Origin of the sequence: Neorhizobium sp. BETTINA12A, from assembly GCF_023006485.1 — a bacterium.
Lineage (GTDB): Bacteria > Pseudomonadota > Alphaproteobacteria > Rhizobiales > Rhizobiaceae > Neorhizobium.
The window spans coordinates 1-26834 of record NZ_JALBGW010000058.1; the positions used below are offsets into that span (position 1 = coordinate 1).

Sequence of the window (26834 nt, forward strand, 5' to 3'; positions counted from 1 at the left end):
CGCAGACCGTCAATGGCGTCCGCGTCCAACAGCGCGTCGCGCCCTCGGCCACGCCGCCGAGACCGAGCGCTCGTGTCGCCCGCGAGGCCCAAGGCTCGTTCATAGCGCCTGACGGGTTCCAGCTTCCATCCGTGCACCTCCTTAGCGAACCGAAGGCCGTTGCCCGCGACGCCTCGCTGTCCGCCGATGCGCTGGAACAGAATGCCCGCCTTCTGGAAGGCGTTCTCGAAGATTTCGGCGTCAAGGGCGAGATCATCCATGTCCGCCCCGGCCCGGTCGTCACGCTTTACGAACTCGAGCCTGCACCGGGCATCAAGTCGTCGCGCGTCATCGGCCTTGCGGACGATATCGCCCGTTCAATGAGCGCGATCGCCGCCCGCGTCGCCGTCGTTCCCGGCCGCAACGCGATCGGCATCGAGCTGCCGAACCGCACCCGCGAGACGGTCTACCTGCGCGAAATGATCGGCAGCAAGGATTTCGAAAACAGCAAGGCGAAGCTCGCCATGGCGCTCGGCAAGACGATCGGCGGCGAGCCCGTCGTCGCCGACCTCGCCAAGATGCCGCACCTGCTCGTCGCCGGCACCACCGGTTCGGGTAAGTCGGTCGCCATCAACACGATGATCCTGTCGCTTCTTTACCGTTACACGCCGGAGAAGTGCCGCCTGATCATGATCGACCCCAAGATGCTCGAACTCTCCGTCTATGACGGCATCCCGCATCTCCTCTCGCCTGTGGTCACCGACCCGAAGAAGGCCGTCGTTGCGCTCAAGTGGACCGTCCGCGAGATGGAAGAGCGCTACAAGAAGATGTCGAAGATCGGCGTGCGCAACATCGACGGCTTCAACAGCCGTGTCGAGCAGGCGATGGAAAAGGGCGAGGTGCTGACCCGCACAGTGCAGACCGGTTTCGACCGCCATACCGGTGAGGCCATGTACGAGACGGAAGAATTCGATCTCGCACCGATCCCCTATATCGTCGTGATCATCGACGAAATGGCCGACCTGATGATGGTCGCCGGCAAGGATATCGAAGGCGCCGTGCAGCGCCTGGCGCAGATGGCGCGTGCCGCCGGCATCCATGTGATCATGGCGACGCAGCGCCCTTCGGTCGACGTCATCACCGGAACGATCAAGGCGAACTTCCCGACCCGCATTTCCTTCCAGGTCACCTCGAAGATCGACAGCCGCACCATTTTGGGCGAGCAGGGCGCCGAACAGTTGCTCGGCATGGGCGACATGCTCTACATGGCCGGTGGCGGCCGCATCCAGCGCGTCCACGGGCCCTTCGTCTCCGATACGGAAGTCGAAGACATCGTCGCCTACTTGAAAACTCAAGGGCACCCCCAATATCTCGATGCGATCACGGCCGATGACGACGAGGACGGCGACGGTTCCGGCCCGGCCGGCATGTCTAACCTCGCGGAGTCGGACGATCCCTATGATCAAGCGGTGGCGATCGTGCTGCGGGACGGCAAGGCGTCGACGTCCTATGTCCAGCGCCGTCTCGGCATCGGCTACAACCGTGCCGCCTCGCTCATCGAGCGGATGGAGCAGGAAGGGCTGATCGGGCCGGCCAACCATGCCGGCAAACGCGAAATCCTGGTGCCGACCGAGGGCGACATCCTCGAACGGTAAGGCTTTCGTGATCGCCACGGGCGCGGCCATCAAGCCGCCGCCTTTGGTGCGGAGGAATAACGAAAGGAGACTAGAATGAAGAACGAAAAGACCATCCTTTCAAACATCAATTCCAGCGCGCTCGGCCGCCGGCAGTTTTCGCTGGGGCTTGCGGGCCTGGCAGCGGCTGCCTTTGCGCCGAACGTCGGCTTCGCCCAGAGCGCCGGCAGTGCTGCGGCTCAGAAGATCGCCGACCACTTCTCGTCGGTCAAAACCATGATGGGCGAATTCGTGCAGTTCGGCCCGCGCGGAGAGCAGACCGGCGGCAAATTTTTTATCGAGCGTCCCGGCAAGCTGCGCTTCAACTTCGAGGATCCTTCGCCGATCCGCGTCATCGCCGACGGCAAGAACGTCGTCATCGGCAATATGAAGCTCAAGACCTGGGATATCTATCCGCTTTCCAAGACGCCGCTCAGCCTGCTTTTGGCGAGCCGTATCGACCTTGGCAACCAAATGGTCCGCGACGTCAAGGAAGAGTCCGATCTGACCACCATCGTACTCGGCAACAAGACCGTCTTCGGCGATTCGACCATTACCATGATGTTCGATTCCAAGACCTACGATCTGCGCCAATGGACGATCACCGACGCCCAGAACAAGGATACGTCGGTGATGATCTACAACGTCCAGAACGGCGTGAACCTGGACGAAAAGGTCTTCACCATCCCCTATGAGGACGTCCGCAAGGGCTGACCTCGGCAGGGCCTGAACTGAATAGGGGGCTGCGCTTCATTGCGCGGCCCTTTTCGCTTCTCAGGGATCACAAAATTTCCTAAAGCTCGCGGGCGAAGCCCGAGGGATATCATGACATTTTCGATCACGACCTGGAATATCAACTCCGTGCGGCTGCGCATGCCGATCGTCCAGCAGTTCCTCGTCCGCTACAAGCCGGACATTCTCTGCCTGCAGGAAATCAAGTGCCAGGAGCCGGAGTTTCCGCTGCAGCCGCTGAAGGATCTCGGTTACCAGCACATCATCATCCACGGCCAGAAGGGTTATCACGGCGTTGCCATAGCCTCGAAGGTGCCGCTCCTCGAAGACCATCGTCAGAACTACTGCAATGTCGGCGATGCCCGGCACATCTCGGCGATCTTCGAGCGCGGCTCGCGGCGGATCCGCCTGCATAATTTCTACGTGCCCGCCGGCGGCGACGAGCCGGACCGGACGATCAACCCGAAATTCGGCCACAAGCTCGATTTCGTCGAGGAGATGAAGGCATTGAAGGCCGATGCCATGCCCGGCATCTCGTCGATCCTCGTCGGCGATCTCAACATCGCGCCGCTGGAGCACGACGTCTGGTCACACAAGCAACTCCTGAAGATCGTCAGCCACACGCCTGTCGAGACCGAGGGCATGAAGGAGATCATCGCCAAGGGCGGCTGGCTCGACCTGATGCGCCAGCACACGCCGGAGCCGGAGAAGATCTATACGTGGTGGAGCTACCGCGCCAAGGACTGGGAGGCGGCGAACAAGGGCCGCCGGCTCGACCATATCTGGTCCTCGCCCGACCTCGGGCCGTTCCTCGACCGCATCGACGTGCTGAAGGAAGCCCGCGGCTGGAACCAGCCTTCGGACCACGTGCCGGTGACGGCGGTGTTCAAGTTCTGACGCAAACGTCGCAGGTTGCATCTGGATCCTCGGGTCGAGCCCGAGGATGACGAAAACAGAGGGCGTGCCGTGCTGTCAGTTCCGCCTGATGAGCATCAAGGTCGTCATCCTCGGGCTCGACCCGAGGATCCAGACACGAGGCTCGACGATCGAGGGCAAAGCTTCTTCGGAGCCTCAGGCAAACCGGTCCTGCATCGCTGCTGCCGCCTTGGCGAGGCCGGCGATATTGTCGCGGATGCGGTTCTCGATCACCCGGCCGACCTGGGGATATTCCTCCAGCAGGCGGTGGAACAGCGAGCGGCTGATCTTCAGGGCCTCGGAGTCCTCGATCGCCACGGCGGTGAACTTTCGCTCCACCATGGTCACGAGCGCCAGCTCCGACAGCAGCGTACCGGGACCGACCGTCGCTTCCACCTTCATCTCGCCACTGCGGTCCGCCATCAGCAGTTCGAAGCGACCCCTTGCGACGATGAAGGCCGATTCCGCCGGGGATTTCTCCCGAAACAGCTGCTGGCCGGTCGTCACCTGCCGCCGCTCGGCACCGAAGGCGACGAGGCGCAGCTGGTCTTCGTTCATGTCCCGGAACAGCGGGACCTGCGAAAGCAGGCGGATATCTTCGGTCAGCGACATGAGGGGCCTTTACGGTACGATCTTGTAGCCGCCGTTTTCGGTGACCAGGATTTCGGCGCTCGACGGATCGCGCTCGATCTTCTGGCGAAGACGGTAGACATGGGTTTCCAGCGTATGCGTAGTGACGCCGGAATTATAGCCCCAGACTTCCTCCAGGAGGACGTCGCGCGTCACCACCTTCTGGCCGGCGCGATAGAGGTAGCGGATGATCGCCGCTTCCTTTTCGGTCAGGCGGATCTTCTTGCCGTCCTCGGTGGTCAGCAGCTTCTGGCTCGGCTTGAAGAGATAGGGGCCGACCGTGAAGGTGGCGTCCTCGCTCTGCTCGTACTGGCGAAGCTGGGCACGGATGCGGGCAAGCAGCACGGCGAAGCGGAAGGGCTTCGTCACATAGTCGTTGGCGCCGGCTTCGAGGCCGAGAATGGTGTCGGAATCGGTGTCGTGGCCGGTCAGCATGATGATCGGCGCCTTGAAACCGTTCTTGCGCAGCAGTTTCACCGCCTCGCGGCCGTCCATGTCCGGCAGGCCGACGTCCATGATCAGCAGGTCGATCTGGGCATTCTTGGCTGTCTGCAGCGCCTTGGCCGCATTCGCCTCCTGGAGGATTGTGAACTCGTCGTAGAACGACAACTGCTCGACAAGCGTCTCGCGCAGATCATCGTCGTCGTCCACCAGGAGTATCGTGCGCGCTGCCATGCGTTCTTGCCTTTCGTCTCGCCGTTGCGTCCAGACTGCTGTTGCAGCCAATCGAAGCGCATTTAGGGCTCCTCGATCTAAATCCCTACAGCATCGACCCAAAAATCGGAATCGATTTTCGGAAAGTACGATGTCTCGCTTCAATATGCGCAGCGCTTTAGTGTGCTATGAATTCAAACGAAATCATATTCAAAGCAAAACCTTGTGAGAGAAATGCAACGTTTTCGCGGGGGAAATCACAAAAACACTGCCGTCGTCACCGTTCGCACCGCGCCGCGCGACCGGCGCCGGGCGATCGTCTCCTTCGGCGGCATTACCGTGCCGGCGGCGCTGGGGCGGTCCGGCACCTCTCCCTTCAAGCGGGAAGGGGATGGTGCAACGCCGATCGCGCCGATGCGCCTCCTCAACGGCTATGTCCGTGCGGACCGTGTGACGCTGCCCCCAACGCGGCTTTCGATCACGCGCATCGAGAAAGGTCTGCTGTGGTGCGACCAGCCGGAGCACCCGTCGTACAATCGCCCGGTGAGCGCACCCTTCGGGCCCAGTCATGAAGAGATGATGCGAGCCGACGGGCTCTACGATATCTGCCTCGTGCTCGACTGGAACGTCACCTCGCGAGCTCGCAACCGCGGCTCGGCGATCTTCTTCCACCTGATCAAGCCCGGCTACCAGCCGACCGCCGGCTGCATCGCCGTCAGTCTTCCCGACATGAAACGGCTGATCCGCTTCATGCGCAAGGGTACGGTGGTGAGGGTGCTCGGCTAAGGCCTGAAACGAAAATGCCCGGCGCTGAGGCCGGGCATCTCGAAGTTAGAATTGAAAGACGTTTACTTCCACTCGCGAATGTCGACGAAGTGGCCGGCGACCGCGGCTGCGGCGGCCATGGCCGGCGAGACGAGATGCGTGCGGCCCTTATAGCCCTGGCGGCCCTCGAAATTGCGGTTGGAGGTGGAGGCGCAGCGCTCGCCCGGCTTCAGGCGGTCGTCGTTCATCGCCAGGCACATCGAACAGCCGGGTTCGCGCCATTCGAAACCGGCATCCTTGAAGATCTTGTCGAGGCCTTCGGCTTCCGCCTGTTCCTTGACGATGCCCGAGCCCGGGACGACCATGGCGGACACGGTCGATGCGACGGCGCGGCCTTCGACCACCTTGGCGGCAGCACGCAGGTCTTCGATGCGGCCGTTGGTGCAGGAGCCGATGAAGACGCGGTCGATGGCGATATCGGTGATCTTGGTGCCGGGCTTCAGGCCCATATAGTCCAGAGCGCGCCATTTCGAGGTGCGCTTGGTTTCGTCCTGGATATCGTCCGGGTTCGGAACGGAGCCTTCGACCGAGATCACGTCTTCCGGTGAGGAGCCCCAGGAGACGATCGGCGGCAGGTTGGCGGCGTCGAGCACGACGACCTTGTCGAAATGCGCGCCTTCGTCCGTCTGCAGCGTCTTCCAGTAGTCGAGCGCCATGTCCCAGGCCTTGCCCTTCGGGGCGCGCGGTTTGTCCTTGATATACTCGAAGGTCTTTTCGTCCGGCGCGATCAGGCCGGCGCGGGCGCCGCCTTCGATCGTCATGTTGCAGACCGTCATGCGGCCTTCCATGGAGAGCGCGCGGATCGCCTCACCGGCGAACTCGATGACATGGCCGGTACCGCCGGCGGTGCCGATCTCGCCGATGATGGCAAGGATGATGTCCTTGGCGGTGACGCCCGGCGGCAACTGGCCGTCGACGCGCACCAGCATGTTCTTCGCCTTCTTCTGCACCAGCGTCTGGGTGGCGAGCACATGCTCGACCTCAGACGTACCGATGCCATGCGCCAGCGCGCCGAAAGCGCCGTGCGTCGAGGTGTGGCTGTCGCCGCAGACGATGGTCATGCCCGGCAGGGTGAAGCCCTGCTCCGGGCCGACGATGTGGACGATGCCCTGGCGAACGTCCTTTTCCGAATAATATTCGACGCCGAAGTCACGGGCGTTCTGGGCAAGCGCCTCCACCTGGATGCGGCTTTCCTCATTCTTGATGCCTTCGTGGCGATCGGCGGTAGTCGGCACGTTGTGGTCGACGACGGCGAGCGTCTTTTCCGGAGCGCGGACCTTGCGGCCGGCGATGCGCAGGCCTTCGAATGCCTGCGGCGACGTCACTTCGTGAACGAGGTGACGGTCGATGTAGAGAAGACAGGTGTGGTTCTCATCCTCGGAAACGACGTGGTCGTCCCAGATCTTGTCATAAAGGGTGCGAGGTGCGCTCATGGCTGCTGTCCGTATAGCTGACTGAAACAGGAAATGGGTATCCGGCAGCTCAGGGCTGCCTCAAGCTGAGGAAGGTCAGCTAAGTCGGTCGCAAAGCGCCCCGGATACCCGCGCGAAAAAGCGTGCCGGCAGACGCTTGTGGTCTTGCAGCACGACGATGTGGTTCGCGAGGCATCCGAATTTCGATCCCATGGCGGCTGGAATACCAGTTTCCGAAGAAATCGGCAATCGAATTGCGTTGCGGGAAATCTGTCGCATCTCTGTCATAAAGCTTTCGCGGAAACGTGGTTGATCTCAGTTTCCATAACGGAGGAATGCCAAGATGTCCGAACCCATGCAAGACCAGCTCAGCCGCATCAAGGAAGAGATCGCCGACAGCTTCGATGAAGAGCTGGAAATGCAGATGGAAGAGGACCGGCTCGACGAGCTGGTCGCCGAGGGCATGTCCGAGCCCGCCGAGGCGACGATCGACCGCCGCGTCTATTTCCGCGAGCTGTTCCGCCTCCAGCACGAGCTTGTCCGCCTGCAGGACTGGGTGCAATACAAGAAGCTGAAGATGGTCGTGCTGTTCGAGGGGCGCGACTCGGCCGGCAAGGGCGGCGCCATCAAGCGCGTCACCCAGCGCCTCAATCCGCGTGTGGCCCGCGTCGTCGCACTGCCCGCGCCAACCGAGCGCGAACAGAACCAGTGGTATTTCCAGCGCTACGTCCCGCACCTGCCGACCGCCGGCGAAATGGTGATGTTCGACCGCTCCTGGTACAACCGCGCCGGCGTCGAGCGGGTCATGGGCTTCTGCACCAAGGACGAGCTGGAAGAGTTCTTCCGCTCGGTGCCGGAATTCGAACGCATGCTGGTCCGCTCGGGCATCATCCTCGTCAAATACTGGTTCTCGATTACCGACGAGGAGCAGGAATTCCGCTTCAAGATGCGCATCCACGATCCGCTGAAGCAGTGGAAGCTGTCGCCGATGGATCTCGAAAGCCGAGTCCACTGGGAAGAATATACCAAGGCCAAGGAAGAGATGCTCCAGCGCACCCACATTCCGGAAGCGCCGTGGTGGGTGGTGCAGGCCGTCGACAAGAAGAAGGCGCGGCTCAACATGATCTCCCATCTTCTCGCCCAGGTGCCTTACGAGACCGTGCCGAAGGAGCAGATCGACCTGCCGGGCCGCGTCCGGAACGACGATTACATCCGTCATCCGGTGCCGGCGGACATGTACGTTCCGGAAGTGTATTGACGCCGTTGTCTGGCGCTCGAGGAGAGTAAAACAACTCGGGGCCTTTAGGCGCCAGTCCGTAACTGAAATATGGACACCGTCTGTCGCAAAACTCTGACTTTTCCGAAAGAGTTTTGCGACAGGAATTTACAGGCGGTTTTCGTGCTGATGAGTCAATTCCTTTGTCTCTCTTTGAGGTGGATGAAAGTGATCGCAGCTATAAAAGAGACAGGGAAGCACGCCGATCGAGATGAGCCGCATATAATGCCACAAGCAGTGCGAGCGAGGCGGATGCCAGCATCATAGTGAAAAGCGCATGGACAGAATCCGGAAGGAACAGACCGGCGATAGAAGCTATGATGGCTCCGCCTGCAATTCTCATGGCGGCGGCTAGCCCCGCAGCGGTGCCAATAAGATCAGACCGTACAGACATTGCGCCGCTATTGGCTGCCGGCATGGTCAACCCGTTGCCTACGCCGATGAGGATGCAAGGTCCGAAGAAGGCGAGAACGTGCGTCAGGTCAAGTATCGCCAGGATCAGGCCGAGCAGCAATCCTGTGCATGTCAGAAGCCGGGCAAAAACCAGAATCGCGCCTAGCGACTTCTTCGAAGCATATCGGCCAGCGAGATAGCTACCCAGGATAAAGCCGGCAGGCACCAGCCCCATGTAAAAACCGAGCTTTGCGCTTGATCCACCGAGTGCGTCGCCGATTACCAATGGGGCTCCTCCCAAGAATACATAAAGCACCCCCATCGAGCAGGCCATGCATAGGGTGTAAGCCCAGAAACGAGCCGAGCCGAGAAGTTGCCCATAAGAGGCGAGGTATTTTGTTTTCGCTCGGGGCGGCGCAGGAACTCCCTTTAATTCGTGCATAGATAAAACAAAGGCGGCTACTCCAAGGATCACGAAGACAACGAAGCTCGATCGCCACCCGAACAGCTCGTCCAACGATCCACCGAACAAAGGGCCGACCATGGGAGCCAGTGCCCACCCCATGGCGAGGTAGCCAAATTTGCTTGCGGCTTCGCGTCCATCCGATGTTTCTTTAATGATGACCAGAGCGACGGAATAGCATGGTGCGATGCACGCTTGCATTGCACGGAATAGAAGGAAAACCCCGATATTCGGAGCGAGAACACATCCGACCGACGCAACGACGAAGATCGACAGGGAAATTAACACGACGGGCCGGCGTCCAAATCGATCCGATATCGCGCCTCCGATCACCTCTAGGAGTGCGGTGATAATCGCGAAGCCGGCGACCGACATGTTGACCAATGCAAAATCAGCCTCGAACGTCGTGGCAATGTTCGGCAGCGACGGCAAAATCATATTTACCGGCAACACCGCAAGGGCGGAAAGCAGGATGAGAGTTATCAATCGAGGTGGAGCGATAACGGTTTCGCCGATCGTTTCAGCGCTTGGTTCCTGAACAGGATTGCTCGTCATGGTCTCGTCCGTTTTGTCAGCGGGATGATGTGAGGTCTGACGGGACGCTGCCAAAGCTGTGGGGCATAAAAAAAGCCCCGTCAGGAGCCTGCTTGCCGCGCATGGGTGCTTTCGCCGGATGGCTACGCCACCCTGCCCATGCGCCCCATCACCACTACGAGAACCGTTGGAATCTTCATGATCAATATAGCTAGACAGAAAACTGAATATCGTCAATGCAGCTAGCGCTGCCCTCCGGGCCGCCTTTTGCTACTAGCGCTCTGTCCTTCTCCGCAAACGTGTTTCGATGCCGCGCAGGGCCAGCGACAGGCCGATCGTCAGCAGCAGGTAGATGTAGGTGACGATCGAATAGGTCTCGAAGAAGCGGAAGGAGCCGGCCGCGTAGACCTTGGCCATCTGGGTGATGTCGGCGACGCCGAGTACCGAGACGAGCGAACTATCCTTCACCATCGAGACGAAGTCGTTGGAAAGCGGCGGCAGGATCACCCGCATCGCCTGGGGGAAGATGATCAGCCGGAAACGCTGCCAGCGACTGAGGCCCAGCGCCTTCGCCGCCTCGATCTGGCCGATGTCGACGGCCTGAAACCCGGCACGAAAGATTTCGGCGATGAAGGCTGCATAACCGATCGTCAGGGCGATGATCGCCCGCCACAAGAGCGAGACGTCGCGCACCAGAAGCGCCTGGACCCAGCCGCGCTCGATCAGCGGCGACAGCGCCCAATTGTAGAGCGTCACGAAGGCCGGTGCGCCGACGAAGGCGATGTAGAAGAGCAGGACGAGGATCGGGATGCCGCGGATGAGCTCGATATAGAAACGCGCCGCCTGCCTCAGCACGACATTGCCGGAAAGCCCCGCAAGTGCAATGCCGAGCCCCAGCAGCGTCGCCAGGAGAAAGGCTGCCAGCGTCACGCCGACCGTGATGCCGATGCCCCTGGCGACGACATTGAAGACCTGGGAATAAAGATCGTTGAGGGCGATGACCGCCGCCAGGCCGAGGCAAAGTATCGCGAAGGCGACCAGCCACCAGGGGAAATCCTGCGGCTGTGACGTTCTGCGACGCGAAGGCGCCATGCCTCTACTGGCCCATCTTGTAGTCGAGGAACCACTTCTTGTTCAGCGCATCGAGCGTGCCGTCGGCTTTCAGCGCGGAGATCGCGGCATTGACCGGCGCAACGAGATCCGAACCCTTCTTGAAGATGAAGCCGAAATCCTCGGTGCCGAGCGGCGCGCCGATCAGCTTCAAGGAATCGCCGGAGGCCTTGACGTAACCGTCGCCGGCGGTGCTGTCGGTCAGCACCAGATCGACATCTCCCGCCTTCAGCGCCTGCACGGTCGCCCCAAAGGTCTCGAAGAGCTTGATCCGCGGGTTCTGCTCGTTGCCGTCGAGGATTTCGTAGACCGCCGTGTAGAACGGGCTCGTTCCCGGCTGGGCGCCGATCAGGCCGGTCGCCAGGGCGCCAAAACTCTTGGCGTCGGCGAAGCGTTTTTCATCGCCGCGTACCAGCATCAACTGCTGCGAGCGCATATAGGGATCGGAGAAATCGACCTTCTCCTTGCGGTCGTCCTTGATGGTGATGCCGGTCATGCCGATGTCGTATTGCCCGTCGGAAACGGCCTGGATCATCGCGTCCCAGCTGGTGTTCTGGTATTCGAGCTTGACGTTCAGCCGCCTGGCGATCTCGTTCATCGCATCATATTCCCAGCCGATCGCCCTGCCGCTTTTCGGATCGACGAATTGCAGCGGCGGATAGGCGTTTTCCGTCACCACCACGACGGTTCGGCCGCCGAGATCGGGAAGATCGATGGCAAGGCTCGGGGAGGGGGCAAGAAAGAGTGCGGCAAGGCCGGCAATAACGGTGCGGCGGAAAGGCATCAGGACACTCCCGTAAAATGAGAACCGCATTCGACTCTCACGAAACCGGCTCAGATGACAAGCGGCGAAATCGGGTGCGGGGCATCAACTTTCCCGTGCTCCGGAACAAAGCGGCGCATGCGGCCTTTACGAGGCAGCGAAGGTTCCAGTGCGTTCAAGAGCATCAAGCCGCGGGAGGATATGTCTATGGTTTCCGAACAGCAACTGATCTCCAAGATCACCTGGCGGCTGATGCCGTTTCTCGGGGTTCTTTATCTCATCGCCTATATCGACCGCCAGAATGTCAGCTTCGCCAAGCTCGACATGGTATCCGCACTTGGCATGAGCGAATATGCCTACGGGCTCGGCGCGTCCCTGTTCTTCATCGGCTATTTCCTCTTCGAAGTGCCGAGCAACCTGCTTCTCACGCGGTTCGGCGCCAGCCGCTGGTTCGCCCGCATCATGATCTCCTGGGGCATCGTCACCATCGCGCTCGCCTACACCCAAAACGCTACGATGTTCTACATCCTGCGTTTCCTGCTCGGTGTGTGCGAAGCCGGGTTCTTTCCGGGCGTCCTCTATCTTCTGACCCTCTGGTTCCCGGAGGATTATCGCGGGCGCATGGTCGGGCTGTTCATGATCTTCAGCGCTCTTGCCAATGCGGTCGGCGCTCCGCTCGGCGGCACGCTGCTCGATCTCGACGGGCTTCTCGGTCTTGCCGGCTGGGAATGGGTTTTCCTTGCGACCGGGGTGCCGGCCGTCATCGCTGGCATCGTCACGCTCTTTTATCTCGACGATACGCCGGAAAAGGCGAAGTTCCTGAACGACGAGGAAAAGAAGTGGCTGCATGATCGGCTTGCCCGGGAGAAATCGGGTATGGACGAGCATTCCGACAACGGCTTCAAAGCGCTCCTGAACCCTCGGGTTCTCGTCATGGCGCTGTGCTATATCGGGTTTCCGCTTGCCGCCTATGGCCTGAGCTATTGGCTGCCGACCATCGTCAAGGGTTTTGGCGTTTCAAACACCGCCAATGGTTTTATCAATATCATTCCGTGGGTGATCGTCGCCGTCGCGCTCTGGGCGGTACCGGCAGCCGCCGACAAGGTGGCCAGGAAGACGCCCTATATCGTCATTCCGGCCTTCGTCGGGGCAATCAGCCTTGCCCTGTCGGCGATCTTCGCCAATCCGACGCTGCAGTTCGTCTTCCTCTGCGTTGCTGCCGCGGGCATCTTCGCCGGGCAGCCGGTATTCTGGAGCCTGCCGTCGCGCTTCCTGAAAGGTGCGGGTGCTGCGGCCGGCATCGCGGCCATCAACTCCGTCGGCAATCTCGGCGGCTTCATCGCGCAGAACGTGGTGCCCTGGATCAAGGACGAGACCGGCAGCAATATCCTGCCGATGTTCTTCCTGGCGGTCTGCCTTGCCGTCGCCGGTGTCCTCGTCATCATCGTGGGGCGAATGTTGGCGGCGAGACAGGCGATCTCCGTCTGACCGGACATTACTGCCATTGGTTCCCTCCGCGGAACCAATGGCGGCAAAACTGCCTGCTTCCGCCTCATCGGCGTTTCTCCTATGTCTTTTGGCACGCCAGATCAAAACGCTTGGAGAATGTCGATGATACGAATCTTTAAACATGCCGCTCTGGGTTTGGCTCTGTTCGGGGCCGCGATGGGCACGCTTACCGCGCCCTCGCTGGCACAGGAGCCGGTGATGGCCGCCCCGGACAAAGACGCGCTTTTCACCAGCACGGACCCCAAGCTGCATGCAAACAAGCAGGTTGTCTACGGCATCGTCCGTGACCTGCTGGAAGCCAATCAGTGGGACAAGGCCGATCAGTATCTCACGGAACGTTACATCCAGCACAACCCGAATGCCGCGTCAGGACGCGAGGGGGTGGTGCGCTATTTCATCGACGTCCTGAAGCGGAAGCCGAGCCCCATTCCGACCAAGATAAAAACGCCGGTCGCCTTTGTCACAGCGGAAGGCGATCTGGTGACCGTGGGGACGGTGCGCGAAATGAAAGATCCTCGCGATCCTTCGAAGAGCTATACCAGCACCTGGTACGACACATGGCGTATCGTCAACGGCAAGGCCGACGAACACTGGGATTCGGCCGTCAGGAATTAAACCTGTATCGCGCAACAAAAAAGGCGGCTCGAAGGCCGCCTTTTCCGTATTCGATATGAAAAGCTTATTCGGCAGTCGCTTCAGCAGCCTTGGCGGCTTCTGCGGCTTCAGCAGCTTCTGCTGCGGCCTTTGCTTCAGCGGCTTCCGCTGCTGCCTTTTCGGCGGCGAGAGCCTGGGCTGCTGCAACCTTCTCGGCTTCGATACGTGCCTTCTCTTCGGCAACGGCCTGACGCTCGGCGTCGTTCAGCTTGCGGGCGCGAACGCCGGTGTCTTCGACGATACGAGCCGACTTGCCGCGACGATCGCGCAGGTAATAGAGCTTGGCGCGACGGACCTTGCCGCGGCGAACGATTTCGACGCTCTCGACCATCGGCGAGTAGACTGGGAATACGCGCTCGACGCCTTCGCCGTAGGAGATCTTGCGAACGGTGAAGCTTTCGTTGATGCCGCCGCCGGAACGGGCGATGCAGACGCCTTCATAAGCCTGTACGCGGGTACGGGTGCCTTCCGTGACCTTCACGTTGACGCGGACGGTGTCGCCAGCGGAAAATTCCGGAAGCGTGCGCTTGGCTGCAATCTTGGCGGCCTGTTCGGCTTCCAATTCCTGGATGATATTCATCGTCTCAAACCTTTGGTTCTTCTGAAACAGCCAGAGCGCTCGGATATTATCCCTTTGGTCCAAGCCTCGGAGATTTGCCTTTTCGGCAGAGCGAATTCACCATTCTTTGTTGCTGGTCGACGGGATATTTCCCATTTCCGGCTGGGCCAATACACCAAAGACATGGGTTTGTCATCCCGTTGATTGCGATTTTGTGACGAAAAAGCCCGCTATTGCCGCGTTTCGCCGAAGCCGCTATCTGATGGCCAGGGATGAGGAAACATCAATGACAATCACAATGATAGCCCTGCTCGCCGCGGCGGGCTTCCTGTCCGGCGCGGTCAACGCGATCGCCGGCGGCGGGACCTTTCTGACCTTCGGAGCGATGACGCTTGCCGGCGTTCCGCCGATCCTAGCCAATGCGACGTCCTCGATCGTTCAGTTTCCGGGCTACGTTACTTCGACGATCGCCTATTGGGACGAGATTTCCAGCCGCTGGCGCAGCGCGCTGGTGCTTGCGCTGGTTTCGGTGGTCGGCGCCGTTGCCGGCGCCTTCCTGCTGCTGTCGCTCGACAATCCGTCCTTCCGCGCGCTGGTGCCCTGGCTGCTGGCGGCTGCGACCGCTGTGTTTGCGGCAGGTCCCTGGCTCAAGCCAAGAGCATCCGCGGAACGTCCGGCGGGTTCGCCCGGTTCCGTCATCGCCCAATTCCTCACGGCTATCTATGGCGGGTTCTTCGGCGCCGGCATGGGCATCATGATGCTCGCCGTGCTCGGCGTCACCACCGGCGGCAGCTATCACCACCTCAACGCGCTGAAAAACATGCTGGCGATCCTGATCGCGGCCGTCGCCATCGTCGTCTTCGTCGGCGGTGGCGTCATCGCCTGGCCGGAGGCGATCGTGATGATCCCGGCAGGCGCGCTGGGCGGTTATGCCGGCGTGTGGATGGCGCGGCGGGTGCCGCAGGCGGTGCTGCGCTGGTGCGTGGTGGCGGTTGGCGTGGGTCTGACGATCTATTATTTTGTAACGGGGTGAGTGGCGATCAGGTCCGGCCGCCGGTCCAGCGTCAGCCTCCGCGCCTCCTCATGCCGCCATTTTTCGATAGCGGCATGATTGCCCGATGTCAGCACGGCTGGAATCTCACGCCCTTCGAATACCTGCGGCCTAGTATATTGCGGGTGCTCAAGCAGCCCGTTCTCGAAGCTTTCATGGGTGCCGGACAGCGCATTGCCCATCACGCCCGGCAGGATGCGCACCACCGCGTCGAGCAGCGTCAGCGCCGCCGGCTCGCCGCCGGAGAGCACGTAGTCGCCGATAGACACCTCTTCGAGATCGCGGGCATCGATCACCCGCTGGTCGACGCCTTCGAACCGGCCGCAGATGATCACCACGCCATCGCCGGCTGCCAACTCGCGTACCCTCTCCTGCGTCAGCGGTTTTCCGCGCGGGCTCATCAGCAGGCGCGGGCGCCCCGGGGCCAAGTCGTCACCTTCAGAGACGTTGTCGATCGCCTTGGCCAGAATATCCGGCTTCAGCACCATTCCCGCGCCGCCGCCGGCCGGCGTGTCGTCGACGGTGCGGTGCCGGTCCTCGGCAAAATCGCGAATCTGCACCGTGTCGAGCGACCATTGTCCGCGCTCCAGCGCCTTGCCGGCGAGCGAAAAGGCCAGATGACCCGGAAACATTTCCGGGTAGAGCGTCAGAATGGTGGCGCGAAACGTCATCGCGCCTACTTGCCCTTTTTGGGGAAACCCGGCGCGGCGCCGTCGTCTTCCGGGTTCTCGGCAAGGCCTGCCGCCTGCGGATCGATGAGGATTTTGCGGCCTTCGAGGTCGATTTCCAGTACCGCAGCCTCCGAGAAGGGGATGAGTGTAGGGCGGCGGCCGGGACCTTTCAGCTCCAGCAGATCGCCGGCGCCGAAATCATAGACCGCGCTCACCGTGCCGTAGCTCTTGCCGTCCTGATCGACCGCTTCGAGGCCTTCGAGGTCCGCATAATAGAATTCGTCTTCCTCAAGTTCGTCGTCGGGCAGGTTGTCGCGCTCGATAAAGAGTTCGAGCCCGGCCAGCGCTTCGGCCGCATTGCGGTCGTTGATGCCGCGGAAGCGGACGATCGCGATGTTCTTCGCCTCGCGGATTTCGAGGATCTCGAAAATACGGCCGTCCTCGCTGTGCAGGTTGCCGTATTCGCCGAGCGCCGTCGCATCGGCCGTATACGTGCGCACCCGCACCTCGCCTCTCAAGCCTTGGGCGGCGCCGATGGTCGCCATCAGAATGGGGTTTTCGAGCTTGGTCATGCGGGTCGTGATCTCGGTTGCCGTGCGCTCATTTAAGCGCTGCGCGATCAAAAGCAAACAGCAAAACGGGCGGCGCGTTGCCGCGCCACCCGTCGATTGCGAAAGAACTTTCGCGAAGCTTATGCTTCGGCGGCAGCGGCTGCTGCGTCTTCAGCCTTCTGGGCGCGTTCCTTGACGCGTTCCTGGGCCTTCTTGCCCGGCAGTGCCTTTTCCGGGTTGTTCTTGGCAGCGCGCTGGGCAAGGCCGGCTTCAGCGAGGAAGCGCAGAACGCGGTCGGTCGGCTGGGCGCCGTTGTCGATCCAATGCTGGATACGCTCGGCGTTCAGTTCGACGCGCTTGGCATCGTCCTTGGCGAGCATCGGGTTCCAGGAACCGAGCTTTTCGAGGAAGCGGCCGTCGCGGGGCGAACGGGCGTCGGCGACGACGACGGTGTAATACGGACGCTTCTTGGAGCCGCCGCGGGCGAGACGAATTTTCAGGGCCATTTCATTTACTCCTAGGTTTTCTGGCCGCCGTCAGGCGGGCCGGGTTCTTCTTGAGGCCGCCATCAGGCGGGCTGGTTCAGGCTGTTTTCGTGCCGACGTGTTCGGCGGCGATGGCTTCATGATGCCGGATGACTTCCTTGATGACGAAGTTCAGGAACTTCTCGGCGAAATCCGGGTCCAGATGCGCTTCCTTCGCCAGGCGGCGAAGACGCTCGATCTGGAATTCTTCGCGCGCCGGGTCGGCCGGCGGCAAATCATATTGGGCTTTGAGGACGCCCACTTCCTTGGTGCAGCGAAAACGCTCCGCCAGCATGTGCACGAGCGCCGCGTCGATGTTGTCGATCGACTGGCGATAGCTTGCAAGTTTCGCTTTGACCTCGGGGTCAACCATTGGCGTGTCCTCCCTCACTTCTTCTTGGGCAGGCCCGGAAGACCGGGAAAACCGCCGAGGCCGGGCAGCTTGGCGCCACCGAGACCCGGCATGCCGCCGCCCGGAAGTCCAGGCATGGAGCCGGGCTTCAGCCCCGCCGCCTCTGCCTGCTTCTGCAGCGCTTCGAGCTGTTTCGGATCGAGCTTGGAAAGGTCGGGCATGCCGCCCATTCCACCCATTCCTCCGCCCAGGCCGCCCCCCATGCCACCAAGACCCATCTTCGAGGCAAGGCCGCCCATCATCTGCTTCATCATGCCGCCCTTGCCCTTGCCGCCCATCATTTTCATCATGTCGGCCATCTGGCGATGCATTTTCAGCAGCTTGTTGATTTCGGCGGCGTCCGTGCCGGAACCGGCGGCAATGCGCTTCTTACGGCTGTGCTTCAGCATGTCGGGATTGGCGCGCTCGGCTTTGGTCATCGACTGGATGATGGCGATATGGCGGGCGAACGTCTTGTCGCTCATGCCTGCGGCCGAAAGCTTGTCCTTCATGCCGCTCATGCCGGGCATCAGCCCCATGATGCCGCCCATGCCGCCGAGCGACTGCATCTGTTTCAGCTGTTCGGCGAGATCGTTCAGGTCGAACTTGCCCTTGGCCATCTTTTCGGCCATGGCGCGCGCCTTGTCGGCGTCGATATTCTCCGCGGCCTTCTCGACCAGCGAAACGATGTCGCCCATGCCGAGAATGCGGTCGGCGATGCGGCGGGGATGGAATTCCTCCATCTCCGTCATCTTTTCGCCGGTGCCGATCAGCTTGATCGGTTTGCCGGTGACGGCGCGCATCGAAAGGGCCGCGCCACCGCGGCCGTCGCCGTCCATGCGGGTTAGCACGAGGCCGGTAATGCCGACGCGTTCGTCGAAATTGCGGGCGAGGTTGACGGCGTCCTGGCCGGTGAGACTATCGGCGACCAGCAGGATTTCATGCGGGTTGGAGCGGCGCTTGATCTCGGCCATCTCCGCCATCAGCGGCTCGTCGATATGGGTGCGGCCGGCGGTGTCGAGGATGACCACGTCATGGCCGCCGAGCTTGGCCGCCTGCACGGCGCGGGCTGCGATCTCCACGGGCGACTGGCCGGCAATGATCGGCAGCGTATCGACGCCGGTCTGAACGCCCAGCTGGCGGAGCTGTTCCTGGGCGGCCGGGCGGCGCGTGTCGAGCGATGCCATCAGCACCTTCTTGCGCTCGCGTTCGGTCAGCCGCTTGGCGATCTTGCCGGTCGTCGTCGTCTTGCCGGAGCCCTGCAGGCCGACCATCATGATCACCACCGGGGCGACCGCATGCAGGTCGATGCCGACCCCTTCGGAGCCGAGCATCTCGATCAACTCGTCATGGACGATCTTGACGACCATCTGGCCCGGCTTGATCGACTTCAGGACTTCGGCGCCGACCGCCTTTTCGCGTACCTTGTCGGTAAACGAACGCACGACTTCCAGCGCCACGTCCGCTTCGAGCAGGGCGCGGCGAACCTCGCGCAGAGCGGCGGACACATCCGCTTCGCTCAATGCGCCACGGCCGGTCAGTCCACTCAAGATGGAGCCAAGACGGTCCTGGAGGCTTTCGAACATCGTTTCTTCCTTCTCGCGTTTCGGGATCACCGAAACGTCGGGTTCTCATCCGCCAAAAACAAGAGACAAAGCCAAAAAGCACCCGAGGGCGCAACGCGCTGTCGGGTGTTGACCTCCGGGCTCAGTAAAATCGGCCCCGGTCGGCGGCTCCAAGTCGTAACTTGTCAGCAGATGGGCGGGCTTAAACAGCAAGCGGGCGGGAAAGTCAAGTCTGCCGGCCGGTGGGCGGTCGGTGCCTCGCCTTGCGGGAATATTCAATTGCTCTATATTGAATATTCAAACCTGTGGATGGTAGCCATGTCCCTCTATATACGCGACGCCAAAGTGAATGAGCTCGCTGATGAAGTTATGCGTCGGCTCGGTACGAAAACCAAGACGGAAGCCGTGCGGGTCGCGCTGGAGAACGAGTTGAAGCGGGCCGGGGAGAAGCTGTCGCTGGAGGAGCGCATCAGACCTTTGCAGGATCGTATTGCGGCGCTCGGACCAAAAGATCCGAACTTCGATGAAAAGGCCTTCATGGACGAGATGTGGGAAATCTGATGTTTCTCGATGCGTCTGCAATCGTCGCAATTTTGGGTCGGGAACAAGTAGGGGCGTCCTTGCTCGGCAAAATCAGAGCTGCTGAGGCCCCTGTTTATTATTCCTCGATGGTTGTGTTTGAGGCAGTCATCGCTTTGGCCCGTCAGAGAAAGATCGCTGCATATGGCGAGCATGCACCGACGCCGAAATATCTGATCGAAGAGGTGCAGGCGGTTGTCGCTGATTTCTTCGGACAGATAGGTGCTGTCGAAGTCGTTCTTCCATCTGGTCTTCATGACTCTGCACTGGCTGCTGCAAAGATCTATGGCCGCTTCGTCGGCCATCCCGCAAAATTGAACTTCGGCGATTGCTTCTCTTATGCCGCCGCGAAAACACTCCAGTCGCCGCTCCTTTTCGTGGGCAACGATTTCTCCAAAACGGATGTTGAAGTCGCGTAAATGTGTTCTTCGCCCACGCAACGTCTCTTCCCAGGTGTAAGAGCACGCTGATAGACATCTGCCATGAACCGACGAAAATTCCTGAAATGGTCCGGCATCGGCGCGATCGCTGCCCTTGTGGGCGGGTTCGCGGCAAGGGGAGCCATGGCTGCCAACAAGTACTACTCCGGTCCGGCTTCCGATCATTTCGACGGAACGTATTTCTTCAATCCCGGTGGGGAGCAGCCGCGCGGCGGGCTCGACCTGCTGCGCTGGAAGCTCGGCGGCAACAACATTGCCTGGCCGGACAGTTTTCCGAGCCCGTTTCCGCAGGCCGTGCCGGAAACCCGCGTCTCGGGCGACCGGCTGACCGTCACCATGGTCGGGCATGCGGCGATGCTGATCCAGGTCGCCGGCCTCAACATCCTGACCGATCCGGTCTGGGACGATCGCGCCAGCCCGGTGCGTTTTGCCGGCCCCAAGCGGGTCAATCCGCCCGGCATCCGCATCGGCGACCTGCCGCCGATCGATATCGTGCTCGTCACACATAACCATTACGACCACATGGACCTCGAGACCCTGTGGGTGCTGCAGGGCCGCGACAAGCCGCATTTCGTCACGCCGCTCGGCAATGACGCGCTCATCCGCTCGCGTATCGCGGATGCGAAGATCACGGTGATGGATTGGGGCGGCCGCGAGGAGATCGCCGTAGATATCGGTCCTGGCATCGTCCTGCATTGCGAGCCCTGCCATCACTGGTCGGCGCGCGGCGTAGGCGACCGGCGCATGGCGCTGTGGGCCGCCTTCGTTTTCGAAACTCCGGCCGGCAAGATCTACCATATCGGCGATACTGGCTTCCACCAGGGCATCAACTACCGCGCCGCGTGGCAAAAGCACGGAGCTTTCCGGCTCGCCAACCTGCCGTTCGGCGCCTACGAGCCGCGCTGGTTCATGCAGGCGCAGCATCAGAACCCGGACGAGGCGGTGGAGGGCATGCTTCTTTGCGATGCGGCTTTCGTGGCCGGCCATCATTGGGGCACGTTCAAGCTGACCGATGAAGGGATCGAACAGCCGCTGGCGGCGCTTCACGCCGCTCTCGATGCGCGCGGCGTTTCCCGGGAGCGCTTCCGGCCGATGCGGCCGGGCGAAGTCTTCGAAGTGCCGACAATTTCCGTCTGAGCACGCCGGAACTGTTGCGAAACCGCGACAGGCAGCCCCGAAGCGGCGGAAATTTCAGTCTCTGCCGCCGCCAATGCCTGGCTGCCCAACATGCTGATTTCACATTAAAACATGAGTATACTTGTCATCTTGTCCGATGATCTTTGGATCCATTCCAAATCATTGATGTTGCGCCGCTTTTTAGGTGGCACTAAACGCGGAGCCGTTGGTCGGGCAGGTTTCGGCCTTGGGGTTACGGACTTGGACATCAGCCTTATCGAGCAGTTGCAGCAGACCGAGGAGGGGAAGCTGCGGCGGTTCTTTCTTCGGCGCCTGCGCAACAGGGAGGATGCGGCGGACGCGACGCAGGAGACTTTTCTGCGGTTGCTGACGGCATCGCCGAAGGAGGATCTGCGCAATCCGCATGCCTATCTTTTCCAGGTCGCCCGGTCCGTCGCCCATGGCATCACCGCCCGGCTGATGCGCGACAGCGCGCTTTTCGACGATGAGCTGGACCAGACACAGGTTGCCGACGAGGCGCCAGGCCCGGAGCGCGTGGTCGCCGCGCGCCAGCAGCTCGGACTTCTGATCGAGACGATTTCCTCCCTGCCGCCGAAATGCCGGGTGGTGTTCGTGCTCAGCCGGCTCGAAGGACTTTCCAACGGAGAGATCGCAACCAAGCTCGGGATCTCCCGAAACATGGTTGAAAAACACATCATCCGTGCACTCATGGCTTGCCGTCAGGCCCGCCTTGCGGCATTGGCTCCCGCCGGGGGGATTGCGCATGACTAATGTTTCAGACAAGGCGCGTGAGGACGCCATTGCGGAGGAGGCGGCAGGCTGGGTCGCGCGGCTCGGCTCCCATGATGCGACCGATGCGGATCGCCGCCGCTTCGAATTCTGGAGAATGCAGGATCCGGCGCATGCGGCTGCCTTTGAAGAGATGAGCGCTCTCTGGGGCGATCTCGCTGCGGTGCCGAAAACGGTCGTGCCACGTCGGCGCCGGATGGTCGGGGGTGGCATTGCCGCACTGCTTCTGATGGGCTGTCTTGGCATCATCGCCAGCGAGACCGGCCTCATCGCCCGGTATCGTTCGGATTTCTACACGCCGGTCGGCGTCATCCAGCGCATCGACCTCGATGACGGGTCGGTGGTGACGCTCAACACCGATAGCGCGATCAAGGTGCGATACGGCCAGACCGAACGCCGGATCGTGGTCCTGCGCGGCGAAGCATTTTTCGACGTCACCCCGAACCCGGCACGGCCTTTCGTCGTCAGCGGCGACGAAACCCAGGCGATCGCGCTCGGGACCCATTATGCGGTGCGGGTCGGCGAGCGTGACGAGGTGATGGTCGAGGAGGGGCATGTGGCGGTGACCGCCGGCTCCCAGCGCGCTGTGCTCGAAACCGGCGGCACCGCGCATCTCGGCGCCGATGGCCGCCTGACAACCGGCTCCGGCGATGTCGCCGATCTGACGAGTTGGCGCAGCGGCAAGCTGGTCTTCTCCGGCCGTCCGCTCGGTGAGGTGCTCGGCCAGATCGGCCGTTACCAGCGGGGCCGCATCATGGTGCTCGACGACCAGGCCTCGCAGCTGCGGGTCAGCGGCGTGTTTGCCGTCACCGATCTCGACCAGGCTTTCACGGCCCTGCAGGAGAGCCTGCCGATCCGCATCATCCGGCTTTCCGACTGGGTCACGCTGGTCCGTTCGCGCTGAAGATAGGCCCGCCAGAAAATTGAGTATTAAAGTCATCTTTTTTCAAAAACCGACGTCAGGAGTTGGAGCCCTCTTTCACTCATAACCACCAGGGGCCGCGATGAGAGCGGCACGAAGGTTTGAGTGCAGGGGGTTGAAAATGAGTTTGAGGGGACCGCTTTTTTCGCGGCATGTCCGGATCGCGCTTGGCTGCGCATCCTGGCTGGGCGGCATGGCTCCGGCCACCGCACAGCAGCCGGCGCAAGGCGTCCAGTCGCAGCAGGTCGCCGTTTTCATTCCCGCCGGGCCGCTCGAAAGCGCACTTCTCGCGCTTGGCCGCCAGACCGACCTGCGTCTCGTCTATCGCAGCGAAATCACTGCCGGAAAGACCACGGGTGGCGTCACCGGTTCGCTGACGCCGCCTGCCGCCCTGTCGCGGCTGCTCTCCGGCACCGGCGTTTCCTTCCGGTCAAGCGGCGGCAATACGGTGACGCTGGAAGTTGCAACTGCGGGTTCGGCGGCCGCAGCGACTGGTGGTGATCCCGATACGACGCTGGATCCGATTGTCCTGCGCGATGGCGACAATGGCCGCGCTGTCGACGCGCCTTACGAGACGCCGGGTTCGACGAGCTATATCTCGTCCGAGCAGATCCAACGCTTCCGCGGCTCGTCGGCCGGCGACCTGTTCAAGAACACGCCGGGCATCATCTCCGCCAACAACCACAGCAGCGGTTCCGTCAACGTCAACATTCGCGGCCTGCAGGGCCAGAACCGCGTTCGGGTTGCGATCGACGGTACGCAGCAGACGACGACCACCTGGCGCGGTTACGGCGGCGTCGATGACCGCACCTATATCGATCCGGACCTGATCGGCGGCGTCGGCATTTCCAAGGGACCGACGGGCGGCGCGGTGGGCGCCGGCGTCAATGGCGGCGTGGTCGAGATCACCACGTTGAAAGCCAAGGATGTCGTCGAGGACGGCAAGCAATATGGCGGCCGCATCAAGATCGGTGCCCAGGACAACACGACGAAGGATTTTACGGTCAATTCCTACGACCAGCAGACGGATTCGGCCGAATTCTTCGATTTCACCAATGGCTCAGGCAGCTTTGCGCTCGGTACGGTGCAGGACAATTTCGATTTCGTCATCGCCGGTGCCCGCCGCTATCGCGGTAACTATTTCGCCGGCAAGCACGGCAAGAATTACTACGAGTTCCAGGGCCGCAATCAATTCCTCTCGCTCACCAAGCAGGGTGAAGAGGTCTTCAATTCGTCCAACGAATCCACCTCGTTTCTCGCCAAGGGTACGCTTCGCTTCGATGACGACCAGAGCCTGGAACTGGGCTATATCCGCTATGAAAGCCAGTTCGGCCAGATCATGACCTCGCTTCTGACCTCGGGCGACAACACATTCCGGCAGGCGCCGCTATCCGATGTCACGACCGACACGTTCACCAGCCGTTATCGCTACAATCCCAGCGACCTGATCGATCTCAAGGTCAATGCCTGGCTGAGCATCGTCGACCAGAACTCCATGTCGACGGGTTTCGGTATTTATCTTCCGCAATTCAACATCAAACCGGGTGACGATCCCCGCTACGCCATGACCCATACCTGGGGCGGCGACATTTCGAACACGAGCCTGTTGGACACGGAATACGGGCCCTTCAAGGCCAATTACGGTGTGTCCTACCTGCTCGAGGATATCGATTCCCGGCGCTATTACAGCCGCAGTCAGTCAAACAGCCCAGGGGTCAAGATGGATCCCAGTATGGGCAACCGGTCGATCGCCAGCGTGTTCACCGACGGCCAGTGGGAGGCGACTGACTGGCTGACCCTCAATGCCGGGCTGCGCTATGACGGTTACTGGATGAACGACAAGGGTATCGAATCCAGGACCGGCATCCGCCACAAGGAAGGTGGCCGGTTCAACCCGTCCGTCAGCGTCATCGTGGAGCCGATCGAAGGGCTGCAGTTCTACGCGCTTTATGCCGAAGGCATGCGCCCGCCGACCATGCGCGAAACCATGGGCAATGACGGTAACGTCATCCAGAACCCCTATCTGAAGCCCGAGGTCTCGAAGAACTGGGAAGTCGGCATCAACTACAGCAAGGATGGCCTGTTGCTCGCCGATGACGCGTTGCGCTTCAAGCTGTCCTATTTCAACAACAACTACACCGACTATATTTCTCGCGTACCGTCCAATGCGGGGCCGGGCCAGCCGGTCTTCACCTTCGACAATCTCAGGAGCACCCGGTTCTCCGGTATCGAAATCTCCGGCTCCTACGAGGCCGGCCTGTTCTTCAGCGAAGGATCGCTGACCAAGTACCTGAGCTACGAGTTCTGCCGCACTCTTTCCACCTGCTCGGACTCGACCGTGTCGATGGATTATGCCGCCAACCACATGCCGCCCGAGATCATGGCGAGCCTGACGCTCGGCATGCGCCTCTTCGACGACAGGCTGAGTTTTGGCACCCGCTTCACGCATGGCGGTGCGCGCCTGTCGCCGGTCACACAGGAAGCCCGGATGTATACGGGCATGTGGATTCCCTACACGACCGTCGATGCGTTCGCCACCTACAAGATCACCGACCACTTGACGTTCGATCTCCAGGCGGAGAACCTGACGGATCGATTTTACGTGGATGCGCTCGACGGGTTCACTCCCGCTCCCGGACGGACAATCCGGGCGTTCCTGACAGCCAAATTCTAAAACATATAAGCATCTGGACATTGCACGCATGCAGATCGAACTCGAGACAACCGCCGCACCGACCCGGATCCAGCGTCTGAAGGCTCTCACCGATGCCACCCATGAGCGCCTCGACAAACGCATCATGGCGGCCGATCCCTTCGCCAGCCGCGAGCGTTACGCGCTCTTCCTCGCGGTGCAGCATCATTTCCATGCGGATGTCGACCCACTCTATCTCGATCCGCGGCTCAACCGCGTCGTCCCCGATCTTCCGAGCCGGGTCCGGCTTGAAGCGCTGCGCCAGGATATTGCCGACGTGACCGGAAGCGAGCCGCCGGTCCTCACTGCCGGCATGGGCGGGCTTGGTATCCCGGCCGCACTCGGATGGCTGTACGTTGCCGAAGGCTCAAACCTCGGCGCCGCCTTCCTCCTGAAGCAGGCGGCCCGGCTCGGCCTTTCGGAGGAATTCGGCGCCCGCCACCTTGCCGGCCACCCCGCCGGCCGCGGCCTGCATTGGCGCACCTTCGTCGCGGCTTTCAACGGGTTCGAGATGTCCGAGACGGAGGAAGCGGATATGGCCGAAGGCGCCAAGGCGGCGTTTCGGCGGGTGCATGCGCTGGTGGATGAGTTTTTCGTTTGATGGGGATGCAGGCGACGTATTCCGGCGCCGATTGGCGGTTCCCTTTCCCTGCCTGCCGGCCACTACCGACAGAGCGAAGCCCCCACTGGTAATTCCCCGCCTTTTCCGCCATATACAGCCCGATAAGCGGGCACTTGGCCCTCAACGGATTTGGCGTCATGATGGAACTGGTGGAATTCGCGCGGATGAACGGGCTTGGCAACAAGATCCTGGTCGTCGACATGCGCGGACGCACCGACAAGGTGACGCCCCAGGCTGCTATCGCACTCAATGCCGATCCGGCCACCCAGTTCGACCAGATCATGGCCATCCACGATCCGAAGGCTCAAGGCACCGATGCCTGGATCGACATCCTCAATTCCGACGGTACGATGGCGCAGGCCTGCGGCAACGGCACGCGTTGCGTGGTGCAGGCGCTGAGCGCCGAGACCGGCCGCAAGACCTTTACCTTCCAGACCGTCGCCGGCATCCTCAATGCCGTCGAGCATGAGGACGGTACGATTTCGGTCGACATGGGCAAGCCGGTCTTCGAGTGGGACCGCATTCCGCTTGCCGAGGAGTTTTTCGATACCAGCCGCATCGAGTTGCAGATCGGCCCGATCGACGCCCCGATCCTGCATTCGCCGTCCGCCATGTCGATGGGCAATCCGCATGCGATCTTCTGGGTCGACCGTGATCCTATGAGCTTCGACCTCGAACGGTTCGGGCCGCTGCTCGAAAACCATCCGATGTTTCCGGAAAAGGCCAATATCACGCTAGCGCAGGTCACGTCGAAGTCGTCGCTGCGCACCCGCACCTGGGAACGCGGCGCCGGCCTGACGCTTGCCTGCGGTTCGGCCG

At 61.4% G+C, this 26834-nt stretch carries 28 protein-coding genes; 16 read left to right on the top strand and 12 right to left on the bottom strand.

The window, feature by feature from the left end; all coding sequences use genetic code 11:
* The 3 genes from MOV61_RS15660 to MOV61_RS15670 form a co-directional block, all read left to right on the top strand.
* A partial coding sequence (locus MOV61_RS15660) for a DNA translocase FtsK (RefSeq protein ID WP_258718906.1) occupies positions 1-1634 on the top strand: 1634 nt, incomplete at its 5' end.
* Positions 1635-1709: 75 nt separating this feature from the next.
* Positions 1710-2366 carry an outer membrane lipoprotein carrier protein LolA gene (locus MOV61_RS15665; RefSeq protein ID WP_247035523.1) on the top strand — a complete coding sequence of 219 codons (657 nt, stop codon included), beginning with the start codon at positions 1710-1712 and terminating at the stop codon, positions 2364-2366.
* Positions 2367-2477: 111 nt separating this feature from the next.
* Positions 2478-3281: an exodeoxyribonuclease III gene (locus MOV61_RS15670; protein WP_038546720.1), complete on the top strand. Its 804-nt coding sequence runs from the start codon at positions 2478-2480 to the stop codon at positions 3279-3281.
* A gap of 174 nt (positions 3282-3455) precedes the next feature.
* Here MOV61_RS15670 and MOV61_RS15675 read toward each other — a convergent pair whose 3' ends face one another.
* Together MOV61_RS15675 and MOV61_RS15680 are read right to left on the bottom strand one after the other, a co-directional pair.
* A complete protein-coding gene (locus MOV61_RS15675; RefSeq protein WP_247137240.1) occupies positions 3456-3911 on the bottom strand; it encodes a cyclic nucleotide-binding domain-containing protein in 456 nt (151 codons plus the stop codon).
* Positions 3912-3920: 9 nt separating this feature from the next.
* Positions 3921-4604: a response regulator transcription factor gene (locus MOV61_RS15680; RefSeq protein WP_247137241.1), complete on the bottom strand. Its 684-nt coding sequence runs from the start codon at positions 4602-4604 to the stop codon at positions 3921-3923.
* A 213-nt stretch (positions 4605-4817) separates the two neighbouring features.
* On the opposite strand from MOV61_RS15680, the gene MOV61_RS15685 reads away from it, so the two are divergent.
* A complete protein-coding gene (locus tag MOV61_RS15685) occupies positions 4818-5369 on the top strand; it encodes a L,D-transpeptidase (RefSeq protein ID WP_247137242.1) in 552 nt (183 codons plus the stop codon).
* 62 nt (positions 5370-5431) lie between these two features.
* On the opposite strand, the gene leuC is transcribed toward MOV61_RS15685, so the two are convergent.
* Positions 5432-6841, bottom strand: a complete 1410-nt coding sequence (gene leuC, locus MOV61_RS15690) for a 3-isopropylmalate dehydratase large subunit (protein WP_247137243.1) — start codon at positions 6839-6841, stop codon at positions 5432-5434.
* A gap of 322 nt (positions 6842-7163) precedes the next feature.
* On the opposite strand from leuC, the gene ppk2 reads away from it, so the two are divergent.
* On the top strand, positions 7164-8078 hold the full coding sequence (ppk2, locus tag MOV61_RS15695) for a polyphosphate kinase 2 (RefSeq protein ID WP_247137244.1): 915 nt from the start codon (positions 7164-7166) through the stop codon (positions 8076-8078).
* Positions 8079-8274: 196 nt separating this feature from the next.
* Here the strand turns inward: ppk2 and MOV61_RS15700 are convergent, their stop codons facing one another.
* The 3 genes from MOV61_RS15700 to MOV61_RS15710 form a co-directional block, all read right to left on the bottom strand.
* A complete protein-coding gene (locus MOV61_RS15700; RefSeq protein ID WP_247137245.1) occupies positions 8275-9507 on the bottom strand; it encodes a multidrug effflux MFS transporter in 1233 nt (410 codons plus the stop codon).
* A 252-nt stretch (positions 9508-9759) separates the two neighbouring features.
* Entirely contained in the window at positions 9760-10578 is an 819-nt protein-coding gene (locus MOV61_RS15705; RefSeq protein ID WP_247137246.1) for an amino acid ABC transporter permease, read from the bottom strand.
* Between the two features lie 4 nt (positions 10579-10582).
* Positions 10583-11380, bottom strand: a complete 798-nt coding sequence (locus MOV61_RS15710) for a transporter substrate-binding domain-containing protein (protein ID WP_247137247.1) — start codon at positions 11378-11380, stop codon at positions 10583-10585.
* 186 nt (positions 11381-11566) lie between these two features.
* Between MOV61_RS15710 and MOV61_RS15715 the strand changes: the two genes are divergently transcribed.
* Positions 11567-12847, top strand: a complete 1281-nt coding sequence (locus tag MOV61_RS15715) for an MFS transporter (protein WP_247137259.1) — start codon at positions 11567-11569, stop codon at positions 12845-12847.
* Between the two features lie 123 nt (positions 12848-12970).
* Positions 12971-13483: a nuclear transport factor 2 family protein gene (locus tag MOV61_RS15720; protein ID WP_247137248.1), complete on the top strand. Its 513-nt coding sequence runs from the start codon at positions 12971-12973 to the stop codon at positions 13481-13483.
* A 64-nt stretch (positions 13484-13547) separates the two neighbouring features.
* Here MOV61_RS15720 and rplS read toward each other — a convergent pair whose 3' ends face one another.
* Positions 13548-14102 (bottom strand): 50S ribosomal protein L19, encoded by a 555-nt coding sequence (gene rplS / locus MOV61_RS15725; RefSeq protein ID WP_038594211.1) that lies wholly within the window; start codon positions 14100-14102, stop codon positions 13548-13550.
* 265 nt (positions 14103-14367) lie between these two features.
* Here rplS and MOV61_RS15730 point away from each other — a divergent pair, with 265 nt between their 5' ends.
* Positions 14368-15114 (top strand): sulfite exporter TauE/SafE family protein, encoded by a 747-nt coding sequence (locus MOV61_RS15730; RefSeq protein ID WP_247137249.1) that lies wholly within the window; start codon positions 14368-14370, stop codon positions 15112-15114.
* On the opposite strand, the gene trmD is transcribed toward MOV61_RS15730, so the two are convergent.
* The 5 genes from trmD to ffh form a co-directional block, all read right to left on the bottom strand.
* Positions 15096-15803 carry a tRNA (guanosine(37)-N1)-methyltransferase TrmD gene (trmD, locus tag MOV61_RS15735; RefSeq protein ID WP_247137250.1) on the bottom strand — a complete coding sequence of 236 codons (708 nt, stop codon included), beginning with the start codon at positions 15801-15803 and terminating at the stop codon, positions 15096-15098. The genes MOV61_RS15730 and trmD overlap by 19 nt on opposite strands.
* A gap of 5 nt (positions 15804-15808) precedes the next feature.
* Entirely contained in the window at positions 15809-16375 is a 567-nt protein-coding gene (gene rimM, locus MOV61_RS15740) for a ribosome maturation factor RimM (RefSeq protein ID WP_038546686.1), read from the bottom strand.
* 119 nt (positions 16376-16494) lie between these two features.
* The gene (rpsP, locus tag MOV61_RS15745) at positions 16495-16860 is read right to left on the bottom strand and encodes a 30S ribosomal protein S16 (protein WP_038546684.1); all 366 of its coding nucleotides are present in this window, start codon (positions 16858-16860) and stop codon (positions 16495-16497) included.
* 76 nt (positions 16861-16936) lie between these two features.
* Positions 16937-17251: a chorismate mutase gene (locus tag MOV61_RS15750; RefSeq protein WP_038546681.1), complete on the bottom strand. Its 315-nt coding sequence runs from the start codon at positions 17249-17251 to the stop codon at positions 16937-16939.
* Positions 17252-17265: 14 nt separating this feature from the next.
* Positions 17266-18855, bottom strand: a complete 1590-nt coding sequence (ffh, locus tag MOV61_RS15755) for a signal recognition particle protein (protein WP_247137251.1) — start codon at positions 18853-18855, stop codon at positions 17266-17268.
* Positions 18856-19113: 258 nt separating this feature from the next.
* Here ffh and MOV61_RS15760 point away from each other — a divergent pair, with 258 nt between their 5' ends.
* The 8 genes from MOV61_RS15760 to dapF all read left to right on the top strand — a co-directional run.
* Positions 19114-19395 carry a type II toxin-antitoxin system VapB family antitoxin gene (locus MOV61_RS15760; RefSeq protein ID WP_309493812.1) on the top strand — a complete coding sequence of 94 codons (282 nt, stop codon included), beginning with the start codon at positions 19114-19116 and terminating at the stop codon, positions 19393-19395.
* Positions 19395-19832, top strand: coding sequence for a type II toxin-antitoxin system VapC family toxin (locus MOV61_RS15765; protein WP_247137252.1), 438 nt, complete (start codon positions 19395-19397; stop codon positions 19830-19832). Before MOV61_RS15760 ends, MOV61_RS15765 begins: the two co-directional genes overlap by 1 nt.
* Positions 19833-19895: 63 nt before the next feature.
* Entirely contained in the window at positions 19896-20990 is a 1095-nt protein-coding gene (locus MOV61_RS15770) for an MBL fold metallo-hydrolase (RefSeq protein WP_247137253.1), read from the top strand.
* A 165-nt stretch (positions 20991-21155) separates the two neighbouring features.
* The gene (locus MOV61_RS15775; RefSeq protein WP_247137254.1) at positions 21156-21761 is read left to right on the top strand and encodes an RNA polymerase sigma factor; all 606 of its coding nucleotides are present in this window, start codon (positions 21156-21158) and stop codon (positions 21759-21761) included.
* Entirely contained in the window at positions 21754-22683 is a 930-nt protein-coding gene (locus tag MOV61_RS15780; RefSeq protein ID WP_247137255.1) for a FecR family protein, read from the top strand. The genes MOV61_RS15775 and MOV61_RS15780 overlap by 8 nt, the downstream gene beginning before the upstream one ends.
* A gap of 139 nt (positions 22684-22822) precedes the next feature.
* The gene (locus tag MOV61_RS15785) at positions 22823-25375 is read left to right on the top strand and encodes a TonB-dependent receptor (RefSeq protein ID WP_247137256.1); all 2553 of its coding nucleotides are present in this window, start codon (positions 22823-22825) and stop codon (positions 25373-25375) included.
* A 28-nt stretch (positions 25376-25403) separates the two neighbouring features.
* Positions 25404-25994: a biliverdin-producing heme oxygenase gene (locus MOV61_RS15790; protein WP_247137257.1), complete on the top strand. Its 591-nt coding sequence runs from the start codon at positions 25404-25406 to the stop codon at positions 25992-25994.
* A gap of 158 nt (positions 25995-26152) precedes the next feature.
* Positions 26153-26834: diaminopimelate epimerase (gene dapF / locus MOV61_RS15795; RefSeq protein ID WP_247137258.1), on the top strand; the 682-nt coding region annotated here is incomplete at its 3' end.

What these genes read in the sequence shown, in the direction of transcription:
- MOV61_RS15665 (WP_247035523.1), top strand. Translation starts at nt 1,710, where the DNA reads ATGAAGAACGAAAAGACCATCCTTTCAAACATCAATTCCAGCGCGCTC.
- MOV61_RS15670 (WP_038546720.1), top strand. Translation starts at nt 2,478, where the DNA reads ATGACATTTTCGATCACGACCTGGAATATCAACTCCGTGCGGCTGCGC.
- MOV61_RS15675 (WP_247137240.1), bottom strand. Translation starts at nt 3,911, where the DNA reads ATGTCGCTGACCGAAGATATCCGCCTGCTTTCGCAGGTCCCGCTGTTC.
- MOV61_RS15680 (WP_247137241.1), bottom strand. Translation starts at nt 4,604, where the DNA reads ATGGCAGCGCGCACGATACTCCTGGTGGACGACGACGATGATCTGCGC.
- MOV61_RS15685 (WP_247137242.1), top strand. Translation starts at nt 4,818, where the DNA reads ATGCAACGTTTTCGCGGGGGAAATCACAAAAACACTGCCGTCGTCACC.
- leuC (WP_247137243.1), bottom strand. Translation starts at nt 6,841, where the DNA reads ATGAGCGCACCTCGCACCCTTTATGACAAGATCTGGGACGACCACGTC.
- ppk2 (WP_247137244.1), top strand. Translation starts at nt 7,164, where the DNA reads ATGTCCGAACCCATGCAAGACCAGCTCAGCCGCATCAAGGAAGAGATC.
- MOV61_RS15700 (WP_247137245.1), bottom strand. Translation starts at nt 9,507, where the DNA reads ATGACGAGCAATCCTGTTCAGGAACCAAGCGCTGAAACGATCGGCGAA.
- MOV61_RS15705 (WP_247137246.1), bottom strand. Translation starts at nt 10,578, where the DNA reads ATGGCGCCTTCGCGTCGCAGAACGTCACAGCCGCAGGATTTCCCCTGG.
- MOV61_RS15710 (WP_247137247.1), bottom strand. Translation starts at nt 11,380, where the DNA reads ATGCCTTTCCGCCGCACCGTTATTGCCGGCCTTGCCGCACTCTTTCTT.
- MOV61_RS15715 (WP_247137259.1), top strand. Translation starts at nt 11,567, where the DNA reads ATGGTTTCCGAACAGCAACTGATCTCCAAGATCACCTGGCGGCTGATG.
- MOV61_RS15720 (WP_247137248.1), top strand. Translation starts at nt 12,971, where the DNA reads ATGATACGAATCTTTAAACATGCCGCTCTGGGTTTGGCTCTGTTCGGG.
- rplS (WP_038594211.1), bottom strand. Translation starts at nt 14,102, where the DNA reads ATGAATATCATCCAGGAATTGGAAGCCGAACAGGCCGCCAAGATTGCA.
- MOV61_RS15730 (WP_247137249.1), top strand. Translation starts at nt 14,368, where the DNA reads ATGACAATCACAATGATAGCCCTGCTCGCCGCGGCGGGCTTCCTGTCC.
- trmD (WP_247137250.1), bottom strand. Translation starts at nt 15,803, where the DNA reads ATGACGTTTCGCGCCACCATTCTGACGCTCTACCCGGAAATGTTTCCG.
- rimM (WP_038546686.1), bottom strand. Translation starts at nt 16,375, where the DNA reads ATGACCAAGCTCGAAAACCCCATTCTGATGGCGACCATCGGCGCCGCC.
- rpsP (WP_038546684.1), bottom strand. Translation starts at nt 16,860, where the DNA reads ATGGCCCTGAAAATTCGTCTCGCCCGCGGCGGCTCCAAGAAGCGTCCG.
- MOV61_RS15750 (WP_038546681.1), bottom strand. Translation starts at nt 17,251, where the DNA reads ATGGTTGACCCCGAGGTCAAAGCGAAACTTGCAAGCTATCGCCAGTCG.
- ffh (WP_247137251.1), bottom strand. Translation starts at nt 18,855, where the DNA reads ATGTTCGAAAGCCTCCAGGACCGTCTTGGCTCCATCTTGAGTGGACTG.
- MOV61_RS15765 (WP_247137252.1), top strand. Translation starts at nt 19,395, where the DNA reads ATGTTTCTCGATGCGTCTGCAATCGTCGCAATTTTGGGTCGGGAACAA.
- MOV61_RS15770 (WP_247137253.1), top strand. Translation starts at nt 19,896, where the DNA reads ATGAACCGACGAAAATTCCTGAAATGGTCCGGCATCGGCGCGATCGCT.
- MOV61_RS15775 (WP_247137254.1), top strand. Translation starts at nt 21,156, where the DNA reads ATGTTGCGCCGCTTTTTAGGTGGCACTAAACGCGGAGCCGTTGGTCGG.
- MOV61_RS15780 (WP_247137255.1), top strand. Translation starts at nt 21,754, where the DNA reads ATGACTAATGTTTCAGACAAGGCGCGTGAGGACGCCATTGCGGAGGAG.
- MOV61_RS15785 (WP_247137256.1), top strand. Translation starts at nt 22,823, where the DNA reads ATGAGTTTGAGGGGACCGCTTTTTTCGCGGCATGTCCGGATCGCGCTT.
- MOV61_RS15790 (WP_247137257.1), top strand. Translation starts at nt 25,404, where the DNA reads ATGCAGATCGAACTCGAGACAACCGCCGCACCGACCCGGATCCAGCGT.